The sequence below is a fragment of the Pseudomonas sp. OTU5201 genome, from assembly GCF_038440135.1.
In the GTDB taxonomy this organism is placed as follows: Bacteria; Pseudomonadota; Gammaproteobacteria; order Pseudomonadales; family Pseudomonadaceae; genus Metapseudomonas; species Metapseudomonas resinovorans.
Genome location: NZ_JASATC010000015.1, coordinates 38,732 through 54,640, shown reverse-complemented (window position 1 = coordinate 54,640; position 15,909 = coordinate 38,732). Strand labels below are relative to the sequence as shown.

The 15,909-nt window shown below is 62.0% G+C and carries 14 protein-coding genes; 6 read left to right on the top strand and 8 right to left on the bottom strand.

What is annotated here, in order from left to right; all coding sequences use genetic code 11:
• From AAHM40_RS11660 to AAHM40_RS11635, 6 genes are all read right to left on the bottom strand, one after another.
• On the bottom strand, nucleotides 1-699 hold the full coding sequence (locus AAHM40_RS11660; protein ID WP_342244788.1) for an ABC transporter permease: 699 nt from the start codon (nucleotides 697-699) through the stop codon (nucleotides 1-3).
• The gene (locus AAHM40_RS11655; protein WP_028626370.1) at nucleotides 696-1,385 is read right to left on the bottom strand and encodes an ABC transporter permease; all 690 of its coding nucleotides are present in this window, start codon (nucleotides 1,383-1,385) and stop codon (nucleotides 696-698) included. The genes AAHM40_RS11660 and AAHM40_RS11655 overlap by 4 nt, the downstream gene beginning before the upstream one ends.
• A 108-nt stretch (nucleotides 1,386-1,493) precedes the next feature.
• A complete protein-coding gene (locus tag AAHM40_RS11650) occupies nucleotides 1,494-2,276 on the bottom strand; it encodes an ABC transporter substrate-binding protein (RefSeq protein WP_342244787.1) in 783 nt (260 codons plus the stop codon).
• Between the two features lie 605 nt (nucleotides 2,277-2,881).
• Complete coding sequence (gene acs / locus AAHM40_RS11645; protein WP_342244786.1) at nucleotides 2,882-4,837, bottom strand: acetate--CoA ligase; 1,956 nt, start codon at nucleotides 4,835-4,837, stop codon at nucleotides 2,882-2,884.
• Nucleotides 4,838-5,141: 304 nt separating this feature from the next.
• Complete coding sequence (gene putP, locus AAHM40_RS11640) at nucleotides 5,142-6,635, bottom strand: sodium/proline symporter PutP (protein WP_342244785.1); 1,494 nt, start codon at nucleotides 6,633-6,635, stop codon at nucleotides 5,142-5,144.
• A 758-nt stretch (nucleotides 6,636-7,393) separates the two neighbouring features.
• Nucleotides 7,394-8,146 (bottom strand): helix-turn-helix transcriptional regulator, encoded by a 753-nt coding sequence (locus AAHM40_RS11635; RefSeq protein WP_342244784.1) that lies wholly within the window; start codon nucleotides 8,144-8,146, stop codon nucleotides 7,394-7,396.
• A 147-nt stretch (nucleotides 8,147-8,293) separates the two neighbouring features.
• Here AAHM40_RS11635 and lon point away from each other — a divergent pair, with 147 nt between their 5' ends.
• The 6 genes from lon (at nucleotide 8,294) to cmoB (ending at nucleotide 14,360) form a co-directional block, all read left to right on the top strand.
• The gene (gene lon, locus AAHM40_RS11630) at nucleotides 8,294-10,693 is read left to right on the top strand and encodes an endopeptidase La (RefSeq protein WP_342244783.1); all 2,400 of its coding nucleotides are present in this window, start codon (nucleotides 8,294-8,296) and stop codon (nucleotides 10,691-10,693) included.
• A gap of 107 nt (nucleotides 10,694-10,800) precedes the next feature.
• Entirely contained in the window at nucleotides 10,801-11,205 is a 405-nt protein-coding gene (locus AAHM40_RS11625) for a protease inhibitor I42 family protein (protein ID WP_342244782.1), read from the top strand.
• 91 nt (nucleotides 11,206-11,296) lie between these two features.
• Entirely contained in the window at nucleotides 11,297-11,986 is a 690-nt protein-coding gene (locus AAHM40_RS11620; protein WP_342244781.1) for a lysoplasmalogenase, read from the top strand.
• 27 nt (nucleotides 11,987-12,013) lie between these two features.
• On the top strand, nucleotides 12,014-12,586 hold the full coding sequence (locus tag AAHM40_RS11615; protein WP_342244780.1) for a hypothetical protein: 573 nt from the start codon (nucleotides 12,014-12,016) through the stop codon (nucleotides 12,584-12,586).
• Between the two features lie 65 nt (nucleotides 12,587-12,651).
• Nucleotides 12,652-13,395: a carboxy-S-adenosyl-L-methionine synthase CmoA gene (cmoA, locus tag AAHM40_RS11610; protein WP_342244779.1), complete on the top strand. Its 744-nt coding sequence runs from the start codon at nucleotides 12,652-12,654 to the stop codon at nucleotides 13,393-13,395.
• Nucleotides 13,392-14,360 carry a tRNA 5-methoxyuridine(34)/uridine 5-oxyacetic acid(34) synthase CmoB gene (cmoB, locus tag AAHM40_RS11605; protein ID WP_342244778.1) on the top strand — a complete coding sequence of 323 codons (969 nt, stop codon included), beginning with the start codon at nucleotides 13,392-13,394 and terminating at the stop codon, nucleotides 14,358-14,360. Before cmoA ends, cmoB begins: the two co-directional genes overlap by 4 nt.
• A 103-nt stretch (nucleotides 14,361-14,463) precedes the next feature.
• Here the strand turns inward: cmoB and pdxJ are convergent, their stop codons facing one another.
• Both pdxJ and recO read right to left on the bottom strand, forming a co-directional pair.
• Nucleotides 14,464-15,210, bottom strand: a complete 747-nt coding sequence (pdxJ, locus tag AAHM40_RS11600) for a pyridoxine 5'-phosphate synthase (RefSeq protein ID WP_342244777.1) — start codon at nucleotides 15,208-15,210, stop codon at nucleotides 14,464-14,466.
• The gene (recO, locus tag AAHM40_RS11595; protein WP_342244776.1) at nucleotides 15,203-15,901 is read right to left on the bottom strand and encodes a DNA repair protein RecO; all 699 of its coding nucleotides are present in this window, start codon (nucleotides 15,899-15,901) and stop codon (nucleotides 15,203-15,205) included. The genes pdxJ and recO overlap by 8 nt, the downstream gene beginning before the upstream one ends.
• Nucleotides 15,902-15,909: the final 8 nt, after the last annotated feature.

Below are 15,909 nucleotides of genomic sequence, written 5' to 3'. Positions count from 1 at the left end.
TCAGGCCTTGCGCGGGGCCAGGTAGGCCAGGTAGCGACGCTCGGCGGCCTTGAACAGGCGCACCAGGATGAAAGTCAGGCACAGATAGAACGCGCCAGCGGTAATGAAGGCCTCGAACGGCAGGTAGTACTGCGAGTTCACAGTGCGCGCGGCGCCGGTTATGTCGATCAGGGTGACGATGGACGCCAGGCTGGTGGTGTGCAGCATCATGATGACTTCGTTGCTGTACTGCGGCAGCGCACGACGCAGGGCCGACGGCAGCAGGATGCGACGGTAGAGCTTGGCGCGGGACATGCCCATGGCCTTGGCCGCCTCGATTTCGCCGTGGGGCGTAGCCTTGATGCTGCCGGCAAGAATTTCCGCAGTGTAGGCGCTGGTGTTGATGGCAAAGGCCAGGCAGGCGCAGAACGTCGCATTGGACAGGTAGGGCCAGAGGACGCTCTCGCGCACGGCCTCGAACTGCGCCAGGCCGTAGTAGATCAGGAACAGCTGCACCAGCATCGGAGTGCCGCGGATCACGTAGGTGTAGAGCCAGGCCGGGAGATTCACCCAGGGCTGCTTGGATACACGCATCAGCGCCAGCGGAACAGCTGCAGTCAGCCCGAGCGCCAGGGAGATGGCCAGCAGCTTCAGGGTCACCAGCACGCCACCGAAGTAGAGCGGCAGGCTCTCCAGGATCACGTTGTAGTCGAAGATCATAGTTCAGCCGCCTTGATGCCTACCGAGTAGCGTCGCTCCATGTAGCGCAGCGCCAGCAGGGAAACGCTGGTCAGCACCAGGTACAGCGCGGCAACCGCAAGGTAGAAGGTGAAAGGTTCACGGGTTGCGTCCGCTGCACTTTTGGCCTTGAACATCATGTCCTGCAGGCCGACCACCGAAATCAGCGCGGTGGCCTTGGTCAACACCAGCCAGTTGTTGGTGAAGCCGGGAATCGCCAGGCGAATCATCTGCGGCACGAGAATGCGGAAGAACACCTTGGGACCGCTCATGCCATAGGCCATCCCCGCCTCGCCTTGCCCTTTCGGGATTGCCATGAAGGCGCCGCGAAAGGTCTCGGACAGGTAGGCGCCGAAGATGAAGCCGAGGGTAAAGACGCCAGACCAGAAGGGGTCCAGGTCGATGTAGTCGTCGTAACCGACCATCGGCGCGACGACGTTAACGATCTGCTGACCGCCGTAGAAGATCAGCAGGATCAGCACCAGGTCAGGAATGCCACGGATCACGGTGGCGTAGGTTTCGCCCAGCAAGGACAACCACTTGATCGGGGACAGTCGGAACGCCGCACCGATCAGGCCGAGCACCACTGCCATGGTTATGGAAGACAGGGCCAGCAACAGGGTGAGCCAGGCACCATCGAGAATGGTCGAGCCGTAGCCGTTGAGCATGATTCAGATCCTCATGCAGCGCGCCGGAGTGCTCCGGGCGGCACCGCCACAACGAAAAAGTGGCACAAACCGCTATGTGAAGTTTGTGCCACTTTCAGGGAAAAGCGATTACTCGCCGTAGACGTCGAACTTGAAGTACTTGTCCTGTACTTCCTTGTACTTGCCATTGGCGCGGATGGCGGCGATGGCATTGTTGATCTTCTCGGCCAGGGCTTTGTCACCCTTGCGCACGGCGATACCGGCGCCTTCGCCGAAGTACTTCTTCTCGCTGAAGGCAGGACCTACCAGGGCGAAGCCCTTGCCGGCATCGGTCTTGAGGAAACCGTCGTCGATGTTCACCACGTCCGCCAGGGTGGCGTCGAGGCGGCCAGCGGACATATCCAGGAAGATCTCGTTCTGCGAGCTGTAGCGAACCACTTCAACACCCGCCGGTGCGAAGACGTCAGTGGCGTAACGGTCATAGATGGAAGCACGCTGCACACCGACTTTCTTGCCTTTGAGGTCGGTCAGCGGGTCATTGATGACAGCGCCTTCCTTCATCGCGAGGCGAGCGGGGGTGTGGTAGTACTTGTTGGTGAAGTCCACCGATTTCAGACGTTCTTCGGTGATGGTCATGGAGGAAAGTACGGCGTCGAACTTGCGTACTTTCAAGGCCGGGATCAGGCCGTCGAACTCCTGCTCGATCCACTTGCACTCGACTTTCATCTCGGCGCACAGCGCGTTGCCGATGTCGTAGTCGAAGCCGGTGATGGTGCCTTCCGGCGTCTTGAAGGCGAAGGGCGGGTAAGCGGCTTCGATACCAATGCGCAGCGGCTTGGCGTCATCTGCAATGGCGGCCAACGGCGACAACAGGGACAGCGCCATGGCGCCGAGAAGTGCAATCTTCTTCATGTTATGACTCCTTCAAAGGGATATGGCTTCTGTTGGCAGCGTGAGAATTCGCCCAGACGGTCCACGAATTGTAGAAAGAGTCGTCGTCTTTGCTGGCTGAAAGCCGTAGGCAAAAGGCTCCGACTGGGTGTGCGGCATTCTAGCCACAGCCCCGAAGTCGATATTTCTTCAATGCGACAACAAATTACAGAAGCACTGGAGACGACTCGAAAGAGCATTGACAGGCACAGAGAAAAGTGCCGAAAAGACAAAATACAAAACCTTTTAATAAAGCAATTATCGAACCACAAACAACAAAGACCCTCTATTCTGTGGCCTTGCGAAATTCATCTTGTTTGCGGAACCGCAAAAAATGCCCTGAAAGCGCACGGCACGTTCCCAATGGAACCGGTTTGGTGCACCACGTAACCAGGACTGTTACCCAGGCTCCCCTCCCCCACCTGAAACCCGATAAAAAATCGGTAATTACCGCGAGCAGTTGATGTGCGCCTCGACACCGATCAAGTGTCACCCTGCATTTCAGCAACTCGCCACTTTCCCTGGCGTAGAAATGCAAAACCCCGCCCCGGCTTGTGGCCAGGGCGGGGTTTTGCGACAAGCCCCGATCAGGCGGCTTGCATGGTGCGATGAGTATCGATGAGGTGTTGCACCACGCCGGGATCAGCCAGGGTGGAGATGTCGCCAAGGGCATCGTATTCGGCGACGGCGATCTTGCGCAGGATGCGGCGCATGATCTTGCCCGAGCGGGTCTTCGGAAGGCCCGGAGCCCACTGGATTACATCGGGGGTAGCGATTGGACCGATCTCCTTGCGCACCCAGTTCCTAAGCTCCTGACGCAGTTGCTCAGAAGACTCCTCTCCAGCGTTCAGCGTGACGTAGACGTAGATGCCCTGCCCTTTGATGTCGTGGGGCATGCCCACCACCGCAGCCTCGGCAACTTTCGGGTGGGCGACCATGGCGCTCTCGATTTCTGCGGTACCCATGCGATGACCAGAGACGTTGAGCACATCATCCACACGACCGGTGATCCACCAGTAGCCGTCTTCGTCGCGACGAGCGCCGTCGCCAGTGAAGTACATGCCTTTGAATGTTTTGAAGTAGGTGTCGACGAAGCGGTCGTGATCGCCGTACAGGGTGCGCGCCTGGCCCGGCCAGGAATCGATGATCACCAGGTTGCCTTCAGTCGCGCCTTCCAGGATGTTGCCAAGGTTATCCACCAGTGCCGGTTGCACGCCGAAGAACGGACGCGCAGCGGAACCCGGCTTCATGGCGTGGGCGCCTGGCAACGGGGTCATCAGGCAGGCACCGGTTTCGGTCTGCCACCAGGTGTCGACGATCGGGCAGCGGCCCTGGCCGACGTTCTCGTAATACCAGTGCCAGGCCTCCGGGTTGATCGGCTCACCCACCGAACCCAACAGGCGCAGGCTGGAGCCGTCAGCGCCTTCCACCGCAGCCTTACCCTCGGCCATCATGGCGCGAATGGCGGTGGGGGCGGTGTAGAGAACGTTGACCTTGTGCTTGTCGACGATCTTGGCGACGCGGGTCATGTCCGGGTAGTTCGGCACGCCTTCGAACATGACAGTCGTCGCGCCGTTGGACAGCGGACCATAGACCAGATAGGTGTGGCCGGTGACCCAGCCGATGTCGGCGGTGCACCAGAACACCTCGCCCGGCCGGTAATCGAATACGCGCTCATGGGTCAGCGACGCGTAGGTGAGGTAACCCCCAGTGGTGTGCAGTACACCCTTGGGTTTACCGGTGGAGCCGGAGGTGTAGAGGATGAACAGCGGATCCTCGGCGCCCATCTCCTTCGGCGCACAGGTGCTACCCGCCACCTTCATCAGATCCTCGTACCAGACATCGCGATGCTGGTTCCACTTGATATCACCGCCCGTGCGCTTGACCACGATGATCTTCTGCACGCTGCTGGTTTCCGGGTTGGTCAGCGCGTCATCGACGTTGGCTTTCAGCGGGGTCTTCTTGCCGCCTCGCAAGCCTTCGTCGGCAGTGATCACCACCTTGGAGCGGCAGTCGATGATACGACCGGCCAGGGCTTCAGGGGAAAAGCCGCCGAACACCACGGAATGGATGGCACCTATACGGGTGCACGCCAGCATGGCCACCACGGCTTCCGGGATCATCGGCATATAGATGGTCACCACGTCGCCACGGTGAATGTCCTGGCCGCGCAGGGCGTTGGCGAACTTGCAGACGCGCTCATGCAGATCGCGATAGGTGATGTGCTCATGTTCGGAAGGGTCGTCGCCTTCCCAGATGATCGCGACCTGGTCGCCACGCTCGGCAAGGTGGCGGTCCAGACAGTTGGCGGAAACGTTGAGGGTGCCATCAGCGAACCACTTGATATCGACGTGGTGGTCGTCGAATGAGGTCTGCTTCACCTTGGTGAAAGGCTTGATCCAGTCGATGCGCTTGGCCTGTTCACGCCAGAAGCCATCGGGATTGATCACGGACTGCTGGTACATGGCTTTGTAGGTCGCCTCGTCCGTCAGGGACTGGGCGGCCACTTCAGGGCGGACCGGATACAGAGAAGCAGCACTCATGGGGTCTTACCTCGGTGGGTAGTTGTTTTTGTATGGCGCCTTTTGTATCCCCCACCCTTCTGTAGGGCCATTCGACCATGGTCTTACCAAACACGGACTATGGTCGAAGCTACAAAAATGACGTACGGCTGAGGCCTGGCGAACAGGCCCCGCCCAGGCACGCCACAACCTTTTCCAGGGCGAAAAAAAACCGGCCCGATATCCGAAGACATGGGCCGGCGAAGCACTATCGGGTCGTTGGTGAGAGCCCGGACATCAAGCCCGGCCGATCGCACGCGGACGACCGGCCGCGCGCCATACAGGGTCAGACGTGGGCGTCCTGGTATTCCTTCTCGGCTTCGTCGAAGCGCTTGAGCATGGCGGCGGACGGGCCGTTGCCGATGCGGCTGAAGATCAGGATGCCGAGGGTGCAGAGGATGAAGCCCGGAACGATTTCGTACAGACCGGTCCAGCCGAAGAAGTTCTTCCACAGGACCACGGTGACCGCGCCAAGGACCATGCCGGCCAGCGCACCGTTACGGGTCATGCCTTTCCACACGAGGGAGAGGATCACCACCGGACCGAAGGCGGCACCGAAGCCAGCCCAGGCATAGGACACCAGGCCCAATACCTTGCTTTCCGGGTCAGCGGCGATGGCGATGGCAATCACGGCCACCAGCAGCACCATGGCGCGACCCACCCAGACCAGCTCGGTCTGGCTGGCGTTCTTGCGGAAGAAGGCCTTGTAGAAGTCTTCGGTCAGGGCACTGGAGCACACCAGCAGCTGACAGCTCAGGGTGGACATCACGGCAGCCAGGATGGCGGACAGCAGCACACCGGCGATCCACGGATTGAAGAGGATCTTGGCCAGCTCGATGAACACGCGCTCGTGGTTGGCGGTAACGGCACCAGCCTGGTCCGGATGAGCGGAGAAGTAGGCGATACCGAAGAAGCCCACAGCCACGGCGCCGGCCAGGCAGAAGATCATCCAGGCCATGGAGATGCGACGGGCGTTCGGGATGGACTTGACGGAGTCAGCGGCCATGAAGCGCGCCAGGATGTGCGGCTGACCGAAGTAGCCCAGGCCCCATGCCAGCAGGGAAATCACGCCAACGAAGCTGGCGCCCTTGAGCATGTCGAAATGAGCCGCATCCTTCATCTCGATAGCAGCGAAGGTGGTGTCCATGCCGCCGGTGGCAATCATCACGATGATCGGGGTGAGGATCAGGGCGAAGATCATCAGGCTGGCCTGCACGGTATCGGTCCAGCTCACTGCCAGGAAGCCACCGACGAAGGTGTAGCAGATGGTCGCGGCCGCACCCGCCCACAGGGCGGTTTCGTAGGAGATGCCGAAGGTGCTCTCGAACAGGCGGGCACCGGCGACAACGCCGGAGGCGCAGTAGATGGTGAAGAACACCAGGATCACCACGGCAGAGAAGATGCGCAGGATACGGCTGTTGTCTTCGAAGCGGTTGGTGAAGTAGTCCGGCAGGGTCAGGGCATTGCCGTTGTGCTCGGTCTGCACGCGCAGACGGCCGGCAACCAGCAGCCAGTTGAGGTAGGCGCCGATGATCAGGCCAATGGCGATCCAGCTTTCGGAGAGACCGGAGAGGTAGACAGCACCCGGAAGGCCCATCAGCAGCCAGCCGCTCATGTCGGAGGCACCGGCGGACAGTGCGGTAACGAAGCTACCGAGGCTGCGACCACCGAGGATGTAGTCGGAAAGGTTGTTGGTGGAGCGATAGGCGGCGAAGCCGATCAGCACCATGGCCGCGATATAGATCACGAAAGTGATCAGCATCGGGTTGCTCATACTCATGGGGGTCTCCCCTGCTCGTTTGTTTTTATTCGGAGGCGGCGGGTATCCGCTCCCGTGGTTGGTATTTGGCGGCCACTTGTGGCGGCTACCGGTTGGCTTCCCAATCACGTCGGCCATGGGGCCGACGTAATCCCGATCGGGCAATGATCACAGGGCGTCCGGCCCTGCCAATGCGACAGCGCACCTCACCCCTGAGGGCTCGGTCCACCATGCGAATCAGTTGTTCTAGTACTCCCTGGTTGCCTCGCAATGGCTGTTCACAACACGGCAGACGGAAGAACTGGCGAGCGCCTGACCACGAGAAGAGCAAGAAAGCAGAGCAACAGTGCGGACATGCCTGACCTGGCCCGAAAAGACGTGACTGACTTTCAACATCACGCCCCTCCTTTCTCTGGATTCGCTTCTACTTTGGTCTAGTACAACCTCTCCAGCCCGCAAGAACGCTTCGAGCGCCGGGCAGCCGCAAGGCGAGTGCGGAATTTAGAGATATGGCACTGCGCCTTTCTTTTTGGATTCTCTGATTCCTTTGTCGAATTCTCTGATCAGGGGAACTTTCCGCCCAAAGGTGCAACCTGCTTTAAGGCCCATTAATCCGAGATTTTCGAATTTAGCCGATGCCCATACGAAACATCGGGTTGCCCACAGGGTACAACCGATTCGAGCAACCCTCGACAAAGGTTGCAACTTCGGACGCACGCACAGGCAAATACAGATCGATGGCGGATTCGAGCGGACGCTAACGCTGCAGCAGGAGGGATCTACTTGGCGCCGCGCAGGCGCTTGGGCGTCAGGCCAAGATAGCGGCGCATGGCCGTGGTCAGCGCGCTCTGACTGGAGAATCCGCATTCTTCGGCGATACGCACCAGCGGCTGCTCACTTTCGCGCAGCAGGCGGGCCGCGCGATCCAGGCGGGTTTTCAGCAGGTATTGATGAGGGGTCAGGCCCAGGCTGTCCTTGAACTGCGCATGGAAGTGGCTGGGGCTCAGGCAAGCGACCTGCGCCAGTTCCGCCACGCTGATCCGCCGCGACAGGTTGCCCTGGATGTAGCCGTCCAGCCGCTCGATATCGAGATTGCTGACCGAACGCCGTTGCGTCTCGCCGAACAGGCGCAGGTACAGGGCACGCAGCAGGATGCCCCCGAGGGAGCGGGCCAGCATAGGATCGCTGCCGTAACGGGCGAGTTCGGCGCCGGCGTAGCTCAAGAGGTTGTGGAAGTCCGCATCCAGTTCCGGGTAGCGCGGAGTCTCGAAGAGGCGACCGAGTAGTTCGAGATCCTCGGCCGGACTGCCTTGCTCATCCAGATCGAGAATCAGCATGCGGTTGTCCCCAACGCCGGCGAACTCGTGCCGGGCATCCCCCGGCACCAGGCAGGCGCGCATCCGACAAACCTCACCGCCACGGCCATCCACCTCGAACGCGGCGCGGCCGGCGACAGACATCACCAGTTGGTGATGGTCGTGGGCGTGGTGATGGGCCTGATCGTCCAGGCGCAGGAGACGGGCTTCGAGCATGGGGTGACTTGATCAAATTTTGCGCATTCTAGCCGTCGCAACCCGGGTTGCACAGCGCCACCTGGCAGAGTGCCGCGGCTCGGCGCAGTTGAAATGCCCACCGCGTTCCCCCATCTAGCCTGGGTAAGCCATTAGCCAGGTGCCCCCATGAGCGATCAGGACATCAACGCCGACATCGTCGACGAAGCCACTTCAAGCCAGCGGACCGGCCTGGTACTGCCCGGCCAGACCCTGCCGGACAAGGTCTACGTCATTCCCATCCACAACCGCCCGTTCTTCCCGGCCCAGGTGCTGCCGGTCATCGTCAACGAAGAGCCCTGGGCGGAAACCCTTGAGCTGGTGGCCAAGACCGAACACCACTGCCTGGCGCTGTTCTTCATGGAGAATCCGCCGGAGAATCCGCGCCATTTCGACCCCAGCACCCTGCCCGAGCACGGCACCCTGGTGCGGGTGCACCATGCCAGCCGCGAGGGCGGCAAACTGCAGTTCGTGGCCCAGGGCCTGTCACGGGTGCGCATTCGGGGCTGGCTCAAGCGTCACCGCCCGCCCTATCTGGTGGAGGTGGATTATCCACAGAGCCCGCTGGACCCGCGTGACGAGGTCAAGGCCTACGGCATGGCGCTGATCAATGCCATCAAGGAACTGCTGCCGCTCAACCCGCTGTACAGCGAAGAACTGAAGAACTACCTCAACCGCTTCAGCCCCAACGATCCTTCGCCGCTGACCGACTTCGCCGCTGCCCTGACCACTGCGCCCGCCCGAGAGTTGCAGGAGGTTCTGGACACCGTTCCGATCCTCAAGCGCATGGAGAAGGTGCTGCCGCTACTGCGCAAGGAAGTGGAAGTCGCGCGGTTGCAGAGCGAGCTGTCCGCCGAGGTGAACCGCAAGATTGGCCAGCATCAGCGCGAATTTTTCCTCAAGGAGCAGCTCAAGCTGATCCAGCAGGAACTCGGCATAACCAAGGACGACCGCAGCGCCGACAGTGAGCAGTTCACCCAGCGCCTGGTAGACAAGGTTCTGCCCAGCCAGGCAAAGAAGCGCATCGATGAAGAGCTGAACAAGTTGTCGATCCTGGAAACCGGATCGCCGGAGTACGCGGTCACCCGCAACTACCTGGACTGGGCCACTTCGGTGCCATGGGGTGTCTACAAGGCAGACAAGATCGACCTCAAGCATGCCCGCAAGGTCTTGGACAAGCACCACGCCGGGCTGGATGACGTGAAAAACCGCATCCTCGAATTCCTCGCGGTGGGCGCCTTCAAGGGTGAAATATCCGGTTCCATCGTCCTGCTGGTCGGTCCGCCCGGCGTGGGCAAGACCAGCATTGGCAAGTCCATTGCCGAATCCCTGGGGCGCCCCTTCTACCGTTTCAGCGTTGGCGGCATGCGCGACGAAGCTGAAATCAAAGGCCACCGCCGCACCTACATCGGCGCCCTGCCCGGCAAGCTGGTGCAGGCACTGAAAGAGGTGGAGGTGATGAATCCGGTCATCATGCTCGACGAAATCGACAAACTCGGGGCCAGCTATCAGGGCGATCCGGCCTCGGCCCTGCTGGAGACCCTGGACCCGGAACAGAACGTCGAATTCCTCGACCATTATCTGGACCTGCGCCTGGATCTGTCCAAGGTGCTGTTCGTCTGCACCGCCAACACGCTGGACTCCATTCCGGGCCCCCTGCTGGACCGCATGGAGACCATTCGCCTCTCCGGCTATATCACCGAGGAAAAGCACGCCATCGCCAAGCGCCACCTCTGGCCGCGCCTGCTGGAGCGTACCGGCGTACCGAAGGGGCGCCTGGCCATCACCGATGGCGCCCTGACCTCCGTGATAGAGGGCTACGCCCGCGAAGCCGGGGTGCGTCAATTGGAGAAGCAGTTGGGCAAGATCATCCGCAAGGCGGTGGTCCGTCTGCTGGAGGAGCCCGAGACGAACATCAAAGTCGGCCAGAAGGACTTGGAGCACTACCTGGGCCTGGCGCCGTTCCGCAAGGAGCAGCTGCTGTCGGGGGTCGGCGTGATCACTGGCCTGGCCTGGACCAGCCTGGGCGGCGCAACCCTGCCCATCGAGGCGACTCGCATCCACACCCTCAACCGCGGCTTCAAGCTCACCGGCCAATTGGGTGATGTCATGAAGGAGTCGGCCGAAATCGCCTACAGCTACATCAGCTCGCACCTGAAACGCTACGGCGGCGACCCGACCTTCTTCGACCTGGCATTCGTCCATCTCCACGTACCGGAAGGTGCCACGCCCAAGGATGGCCCAAGTGCCGGCATTACCATGGCCAGCGCGTTGCTCTCCCTGGCACGCAACCAGGTACCGAAAAAGGGCGTGGCCATGACCGGCGAGCTCACCCTCACTGGCCAGGTGCTGCCGATCGGTGGCGTACGCGAGAAGGTGATCGCCGCACGCCGGCAGAAAATCTTCGAGCTGATCCTGCCTGAGGCCAACCGAGGTTCATTCGAAGAACTGCCGGACTACCTCAAGGAAGGCCTGACCGTGCACTTTGCCCGACGCTTCAGCGATGTGGCGAAGGTATTGTTCGACTGAGGGACCGCGCCTGTTTGAGAAAAGTCGCCGGCACTTTTTGAACCAAGTCTACGCAAGGGCGGAGTCAGCCGTTATGCTGACCCCGCCCTTGACCGACGGAGCCGCCGATGTTCTTCGTTCCCGCCTCTCGCCTGTTGTTGCCCCTGGGCCTCGCCCTGCTCGCCGCCTGCGCCCAGCAGAAGGCCGGCCCGATGGTGGTCCAGGACCAACAGGATGACTGCCCGCTCTCCCTCAGCCAGGGCCAACCCCTGGTGCTGACCCTCCCCAGCAACCCCACCACCGGCTTTCGCTGGGTGTTGCGCGACGCCGCGACCAACGTGCTGCAGAGCCTCGGCCCGGAGGTCTACTCGACGCCGGAAGATGCCGGCCTGGTGGGCAGCGCGGGCCAATCCACCTGGCGCTTCAAGGCCAGCCAACCCGGCGAAGGCCGACTGCACCTCGACTACCAGCGCCCCTGGGAGACCGACGTGGCGCCGGCCGAATCCTTCGACTGCCAGATCAGCGTCAAGTAGCGCCAAATGACTGCACCGTTGGCGTCCGCCGCCTGGCGGGCGCATCGGCAGCTTTCCATAGTGATGCCCTGACCGATTTGCAGGAGCACTCATGGGAACCTTGATCTTCGGGCTGGCCGGCGTGCTGGCTTTTCTCACTGGCCTTGTGCTGGAACTCGACTGGTTGTGCTTCGTCAGCAAACCGGTTCCCATCATTGCCCTGCTGCTCTGGCTGCGCCGAGCGCCATCCGGCCCTTACCGCCGCTGGATAGCCATCGGCCTGACGTTGTCGCTGCTCGGCGACATACTGCTGGAATGGCCTGCCGATCTGTTCGTCTTCGGCCTTGGTGCTTTCCTGCTGGCCCATCTGGCCTACTTGCGCGCCTATCTGCTGGACACCCGTCGGCTGGCCCCGATGGCCCTGCTGGTGGCGACTGGGAGTGGCGGCGCCATCTTCGCCCTGCTCGCCTCGGGCGGCCTGGGCGTCCTGCTGGTTCCGGTAGCCTGCTACGCACTGGCCATCAGTGCCATGCTCTGGCGTGCACTGGCCCGTCTGGGTGCCGATCTCGACCGCCAATCGGCGCTCTTGGCAGCCGGGGGTGCAGCGCTATTCGTGCTATCCGACAGCCTGATCGGGATCAACCGCTTCGTCTCCCCCTTTGGTGCCGCGAGCTATTTGATCATTCTCAGCTACTGGCTCGGCCAATGGGGCATCACCGCCTCCGCCGTTGCAGTGTCGACCTCCACCCCATCGCCGAAGAAACCCCCGGCACCCTCCCGGGAAATCGGCTATAGCAAATAGGCGGACACTCAAAAAAGGGAACGAGCAATGGGCGGCCTGGTACGACTGTGGAGCTTGCTGTGCTGTGCAGTTCTTCTCGCAGGTTGCGGCAGTCTATTGCCCAGCGAACGGGCCGAAGTGTTGTCACCCTTTCGGGACTACACCGATGCGGAGGCCCGCTACTCCCAAGCGATGCCGGGCAGGACTACCCGCCCCGAGCTTTTTTCCCTGGGCTTTGATCCGCTGATCCAGGGCAACGGCAAGATGCTCTCGTTCATCGACGTGCGGTTGATGTTCGTCCAGCCCAATGTCCCAATCGATTATCTGCCCGAAGGGCTGATGAAGTGCCTCGAAGCCAAGGACCGCTGCATTGGCTACGCCTTCGAGTTCACCAAAACCGATACCCAGCGGGTCGGCAGCTTCTGGGCTGACGTTTTCAATTTCCGCAAGAATCGCGAGCTGCAGGGCTGGGTGTTTCGCGCAGTCTTCGTGCTGGTGGACGACGTGCTGGTGCACAAGGTGAGTAACGGCGAACCGAACATCCGTCGCCACGAGGTCAAGCGAAACCCGCTTGGCCCCCTGCAGGGGGCGGGCGAGTTCTTTTCCGATCAGTTGAAGTAAGGGTGGTTTGGCCGCGTCGCGCAGTCCGTTAGAATGCCGGCCTTTTCCACTGCTGGTACCGGCCCGTGACCGAAAGCCCTGATCGCATCTACGCCAATCCCCAGGCCCAAGTCGGCGACTTCGCCTTCAACGAGGACGTGGTCCGGGTCTTCCCGGACATGATCAAGCGCTCGGTGCCAGGCTACCCCACCATCGTCGAGAACATCGGCGTGCTGGCAGCGCAGTTCGCCCAGACCAGCACCCCGCTCTATGACCTGGGCTGCTCCCTCGGTGCCGTGACCCAGGCCCTACGCCGCCATGTGAAGACCGACGGCTGCCGGGTCATTGCTGTGGATAACTCCAGCGCCATGGTGGAGCGCTGCCGCGAGTACCTGCACGCCCAGGACGCCATGTTTCAGGAACTGCTGCCGGTGGAGGTGATGGAGGCCGACATCCTTGCCCTGGACTTCCAGCCCTGCTCCCTGGTGGCGATGAATTTCACCCTGCAATTCGTGCCCCGCGAGCGCCGTACCGAACTCCTAGGCCGTATCCGCCAGGCTTTGCTGCCTGGCGGCGCGCTGATCCTCTCGGAAAAGCTGCGCTTCGAGGACACCGACGAGCACCTGTTACTCACCGACCTGCACATTGCCTTCAAGCGCGCCAATGGATACAGCGAACTGGAAATCGCCCAGAAGCGCAGCGCCCTGGAAAACGTCATGCACCCTGACAGCCTGGAAGAACACCGCGAGCGCCTGCTGGCCGCCGGATTCTCCAAGGTTGTGCCCTGGTTCCAATGCCTTAACTTCGCCTCGCTGATCGCCCTGCCATGATTAGTACGCTGGACCTCGATGCCCTGCAGCAAAAACTGGCAGGCACTCCCCTGCAGGATTGGGCCGCCGACCTGCCCGCACAACTCGACGCCCGGATGGCCGTTGGCCACGGCGACCTGGAACGCTGGGGGGCTGCAGTCAACGCAATTCCACCCTTGCAGGCAGAACAGGTGGAACTGGCTGAGCGCCTCCTGCTCGACGGCCCCTGCGACGACGCCACCCGCGCCCAACTGAAAGCCGCGCTGCAAGGACTCATTCCCTGGCGCAAAGGTCCCTTCGAGGTGTTCGGCGTGCACGTCGACACCGAGTGGCGTTCGGACTGGAAGTGGTCACGGGTAGCGCCCCATCTCGACCTGCGCGGTCGTCGGGTGCTGGATGTCGGCTGCGGCAACGGCTACTACCAGTGGCGCATGCTCGGTGCCGGTGCGGACAGCGTGGTGGGTATCGATCCCAACTGGCTGTTCTTCTGCCAGTTCCTGGCCATGAAACGCTTCCTCCCAGACCTGCCGGCGTGGCATCTGCCCATGGCTCTGGAGGACCTGCCACCGAAGCTGGAAGGTTTCGACACCGTGTTTTCCATGGGCGTGCTCTACCATCGTCGCTCGCCCATCGACCACCTGTTCGACCTCAAGGACTGCCTGCATCGAAACGGCGAGTTGGTGCTGGAAACCCTGGTGGTTGAAGGTGATGCCCAACAGGTGTTGGTGCCCGAGGACCGCTACGCACAAATGCGCAACGTCTGGTTCCTGCCCTCGGTACCGGCGCTGGAGTTGTGGTTGCGCCGCGCGGGCTATGTGGACGTCCGCTGCGTGGATGTCAGCTACACCAGCGTGGAAGAACAGCGCAGCACTGACTGGATGCGTTACCAGTCGCTGCCCGAGTTCCTCGATCCCGCCGACCACAGCCGCACCATCGAGGGCCTGCCGGCGCCAGCGCGCGCCGTGCTGATTGCGCGCAAACCCTGACTGGGTACGGGACCGCTTCGCGGTCCATGGCGAATGAGTTCGCCCCTACAGGAAGCGTGTAATCTCCTCATAGGGGCGAATTCAGGCCGAAGGCCTGCCTTGCTTAATGCTTGGGAGCGGCCGAAACGATCAGCTGCTTCATCTCGACCACCGCCTGCTTGAAGCCTACGAAGAGTGCATGGGCCACCAGGGCGTGGCCGATGTTCAGTTCGTTGATGCCGGGGATGGCCGCAACTGGCTCGACGTTGTGATAGTGCAGGCCATGACCGGCGTTGACGATCAGGCCGAGCTTGAGGCCGAGGGCGACGCCGTCCTGGATACGCTGCAGCTCGCGAACCGCTTCTTCCGGAGTGTGGGCATCGGCGTAACGGCCAGTGTGCAGTTCGATGGCCGGAGCGCCGACGCGATGGGACGCCTCGATCTGCGCCGGATCGGCATCGATGAACAGCGAGACCTCGCTGCCCACCTTGGACAGGCGCTCCACGGCAGCCTTGATACGGGCTTCCTGGCCAGCGACGTCAAGGCCACCTTCGGTGGTCAGCTCCTGGCGGGTTTCCGGTACCAGGCAAACGTGTGCGGGGCGGATCTCCTCGGCGAAGGCCATCATTTCCTCTGTCACGCCCATTTCGAAGTTCATGCGCGTCTGCAGAACCTCCTTGAGCACGCGCACGTCTCGCTCCTGGATGTGGCGACGGTCTTCGCGCAGGTGCACGGTAATGCCGTCGGCACCTGCCTCTTCAGCATCCAGCGCCGCCTTGACCGGGTCCGGGTAGCGAGTGCCACGGGCCTGGCGAAGGGTGGCGACGTGATCGATGTTGACGCCGAGAAGTACGCGGTTGGCTTCAGTCACGGGGAGGTTCCTTGATCGTCATGAATAGCTCGCGGCTGACCAGAGGTCGGCCGCCCAGATGAGGTGCCAGGGCCTGGCGCATCAGGCGCTTGGCCGCGCCGAGCGCACCGGGGGCGCTCCAGTCGGCGTCGGCCAGGGCGAGGAGTTCGCGGCCATGGAAAAGACCGGGCTGCAACTGCCCCACCGGCTCCAACCCTGCGTCGGGCAGCAGGCGATAGATACCGTCGGGGGCAATGGGCTGTCCTGCCAGGTCCGAATCCAGGGCGAAACCATAGCCCAGCTCGTCCAGCAGGCGCCATTCGAACGCGCGCAGCAAAGGTTCCAGCGGTCGGTTGGCCGCCAGGGCTTGGAGCGTAACGGCGTAGTGTTCGAAGAGCGCCGGCTGCGCGTCTTCAGCCGGCAGCAGGCGAATCAGCAGCTCATTGAGATAGAGACCACTGAACAGCGCTTCGCCGGCAAGCAGGTTAGGGATGCCGCCCGCCTCCAGGCGAGCGACATTCTTCAGCTCGCCGCGGCCGCGGAATTCGGCTTCCAGCGGCAGGAAGGGGCGCGCCAGGGTTCCCGCCTTGCCTCGAGCACCACGCATTACGGCGCGCAGGCGGCCTTCAGGGGTGAAAAAGTCCACCAGCGCGCTGCTTTCCCGATAGGCCCTGCTGTGCAGGACAAACGCCGGTAGCGCCGCGCTGATCATGGGGAGGC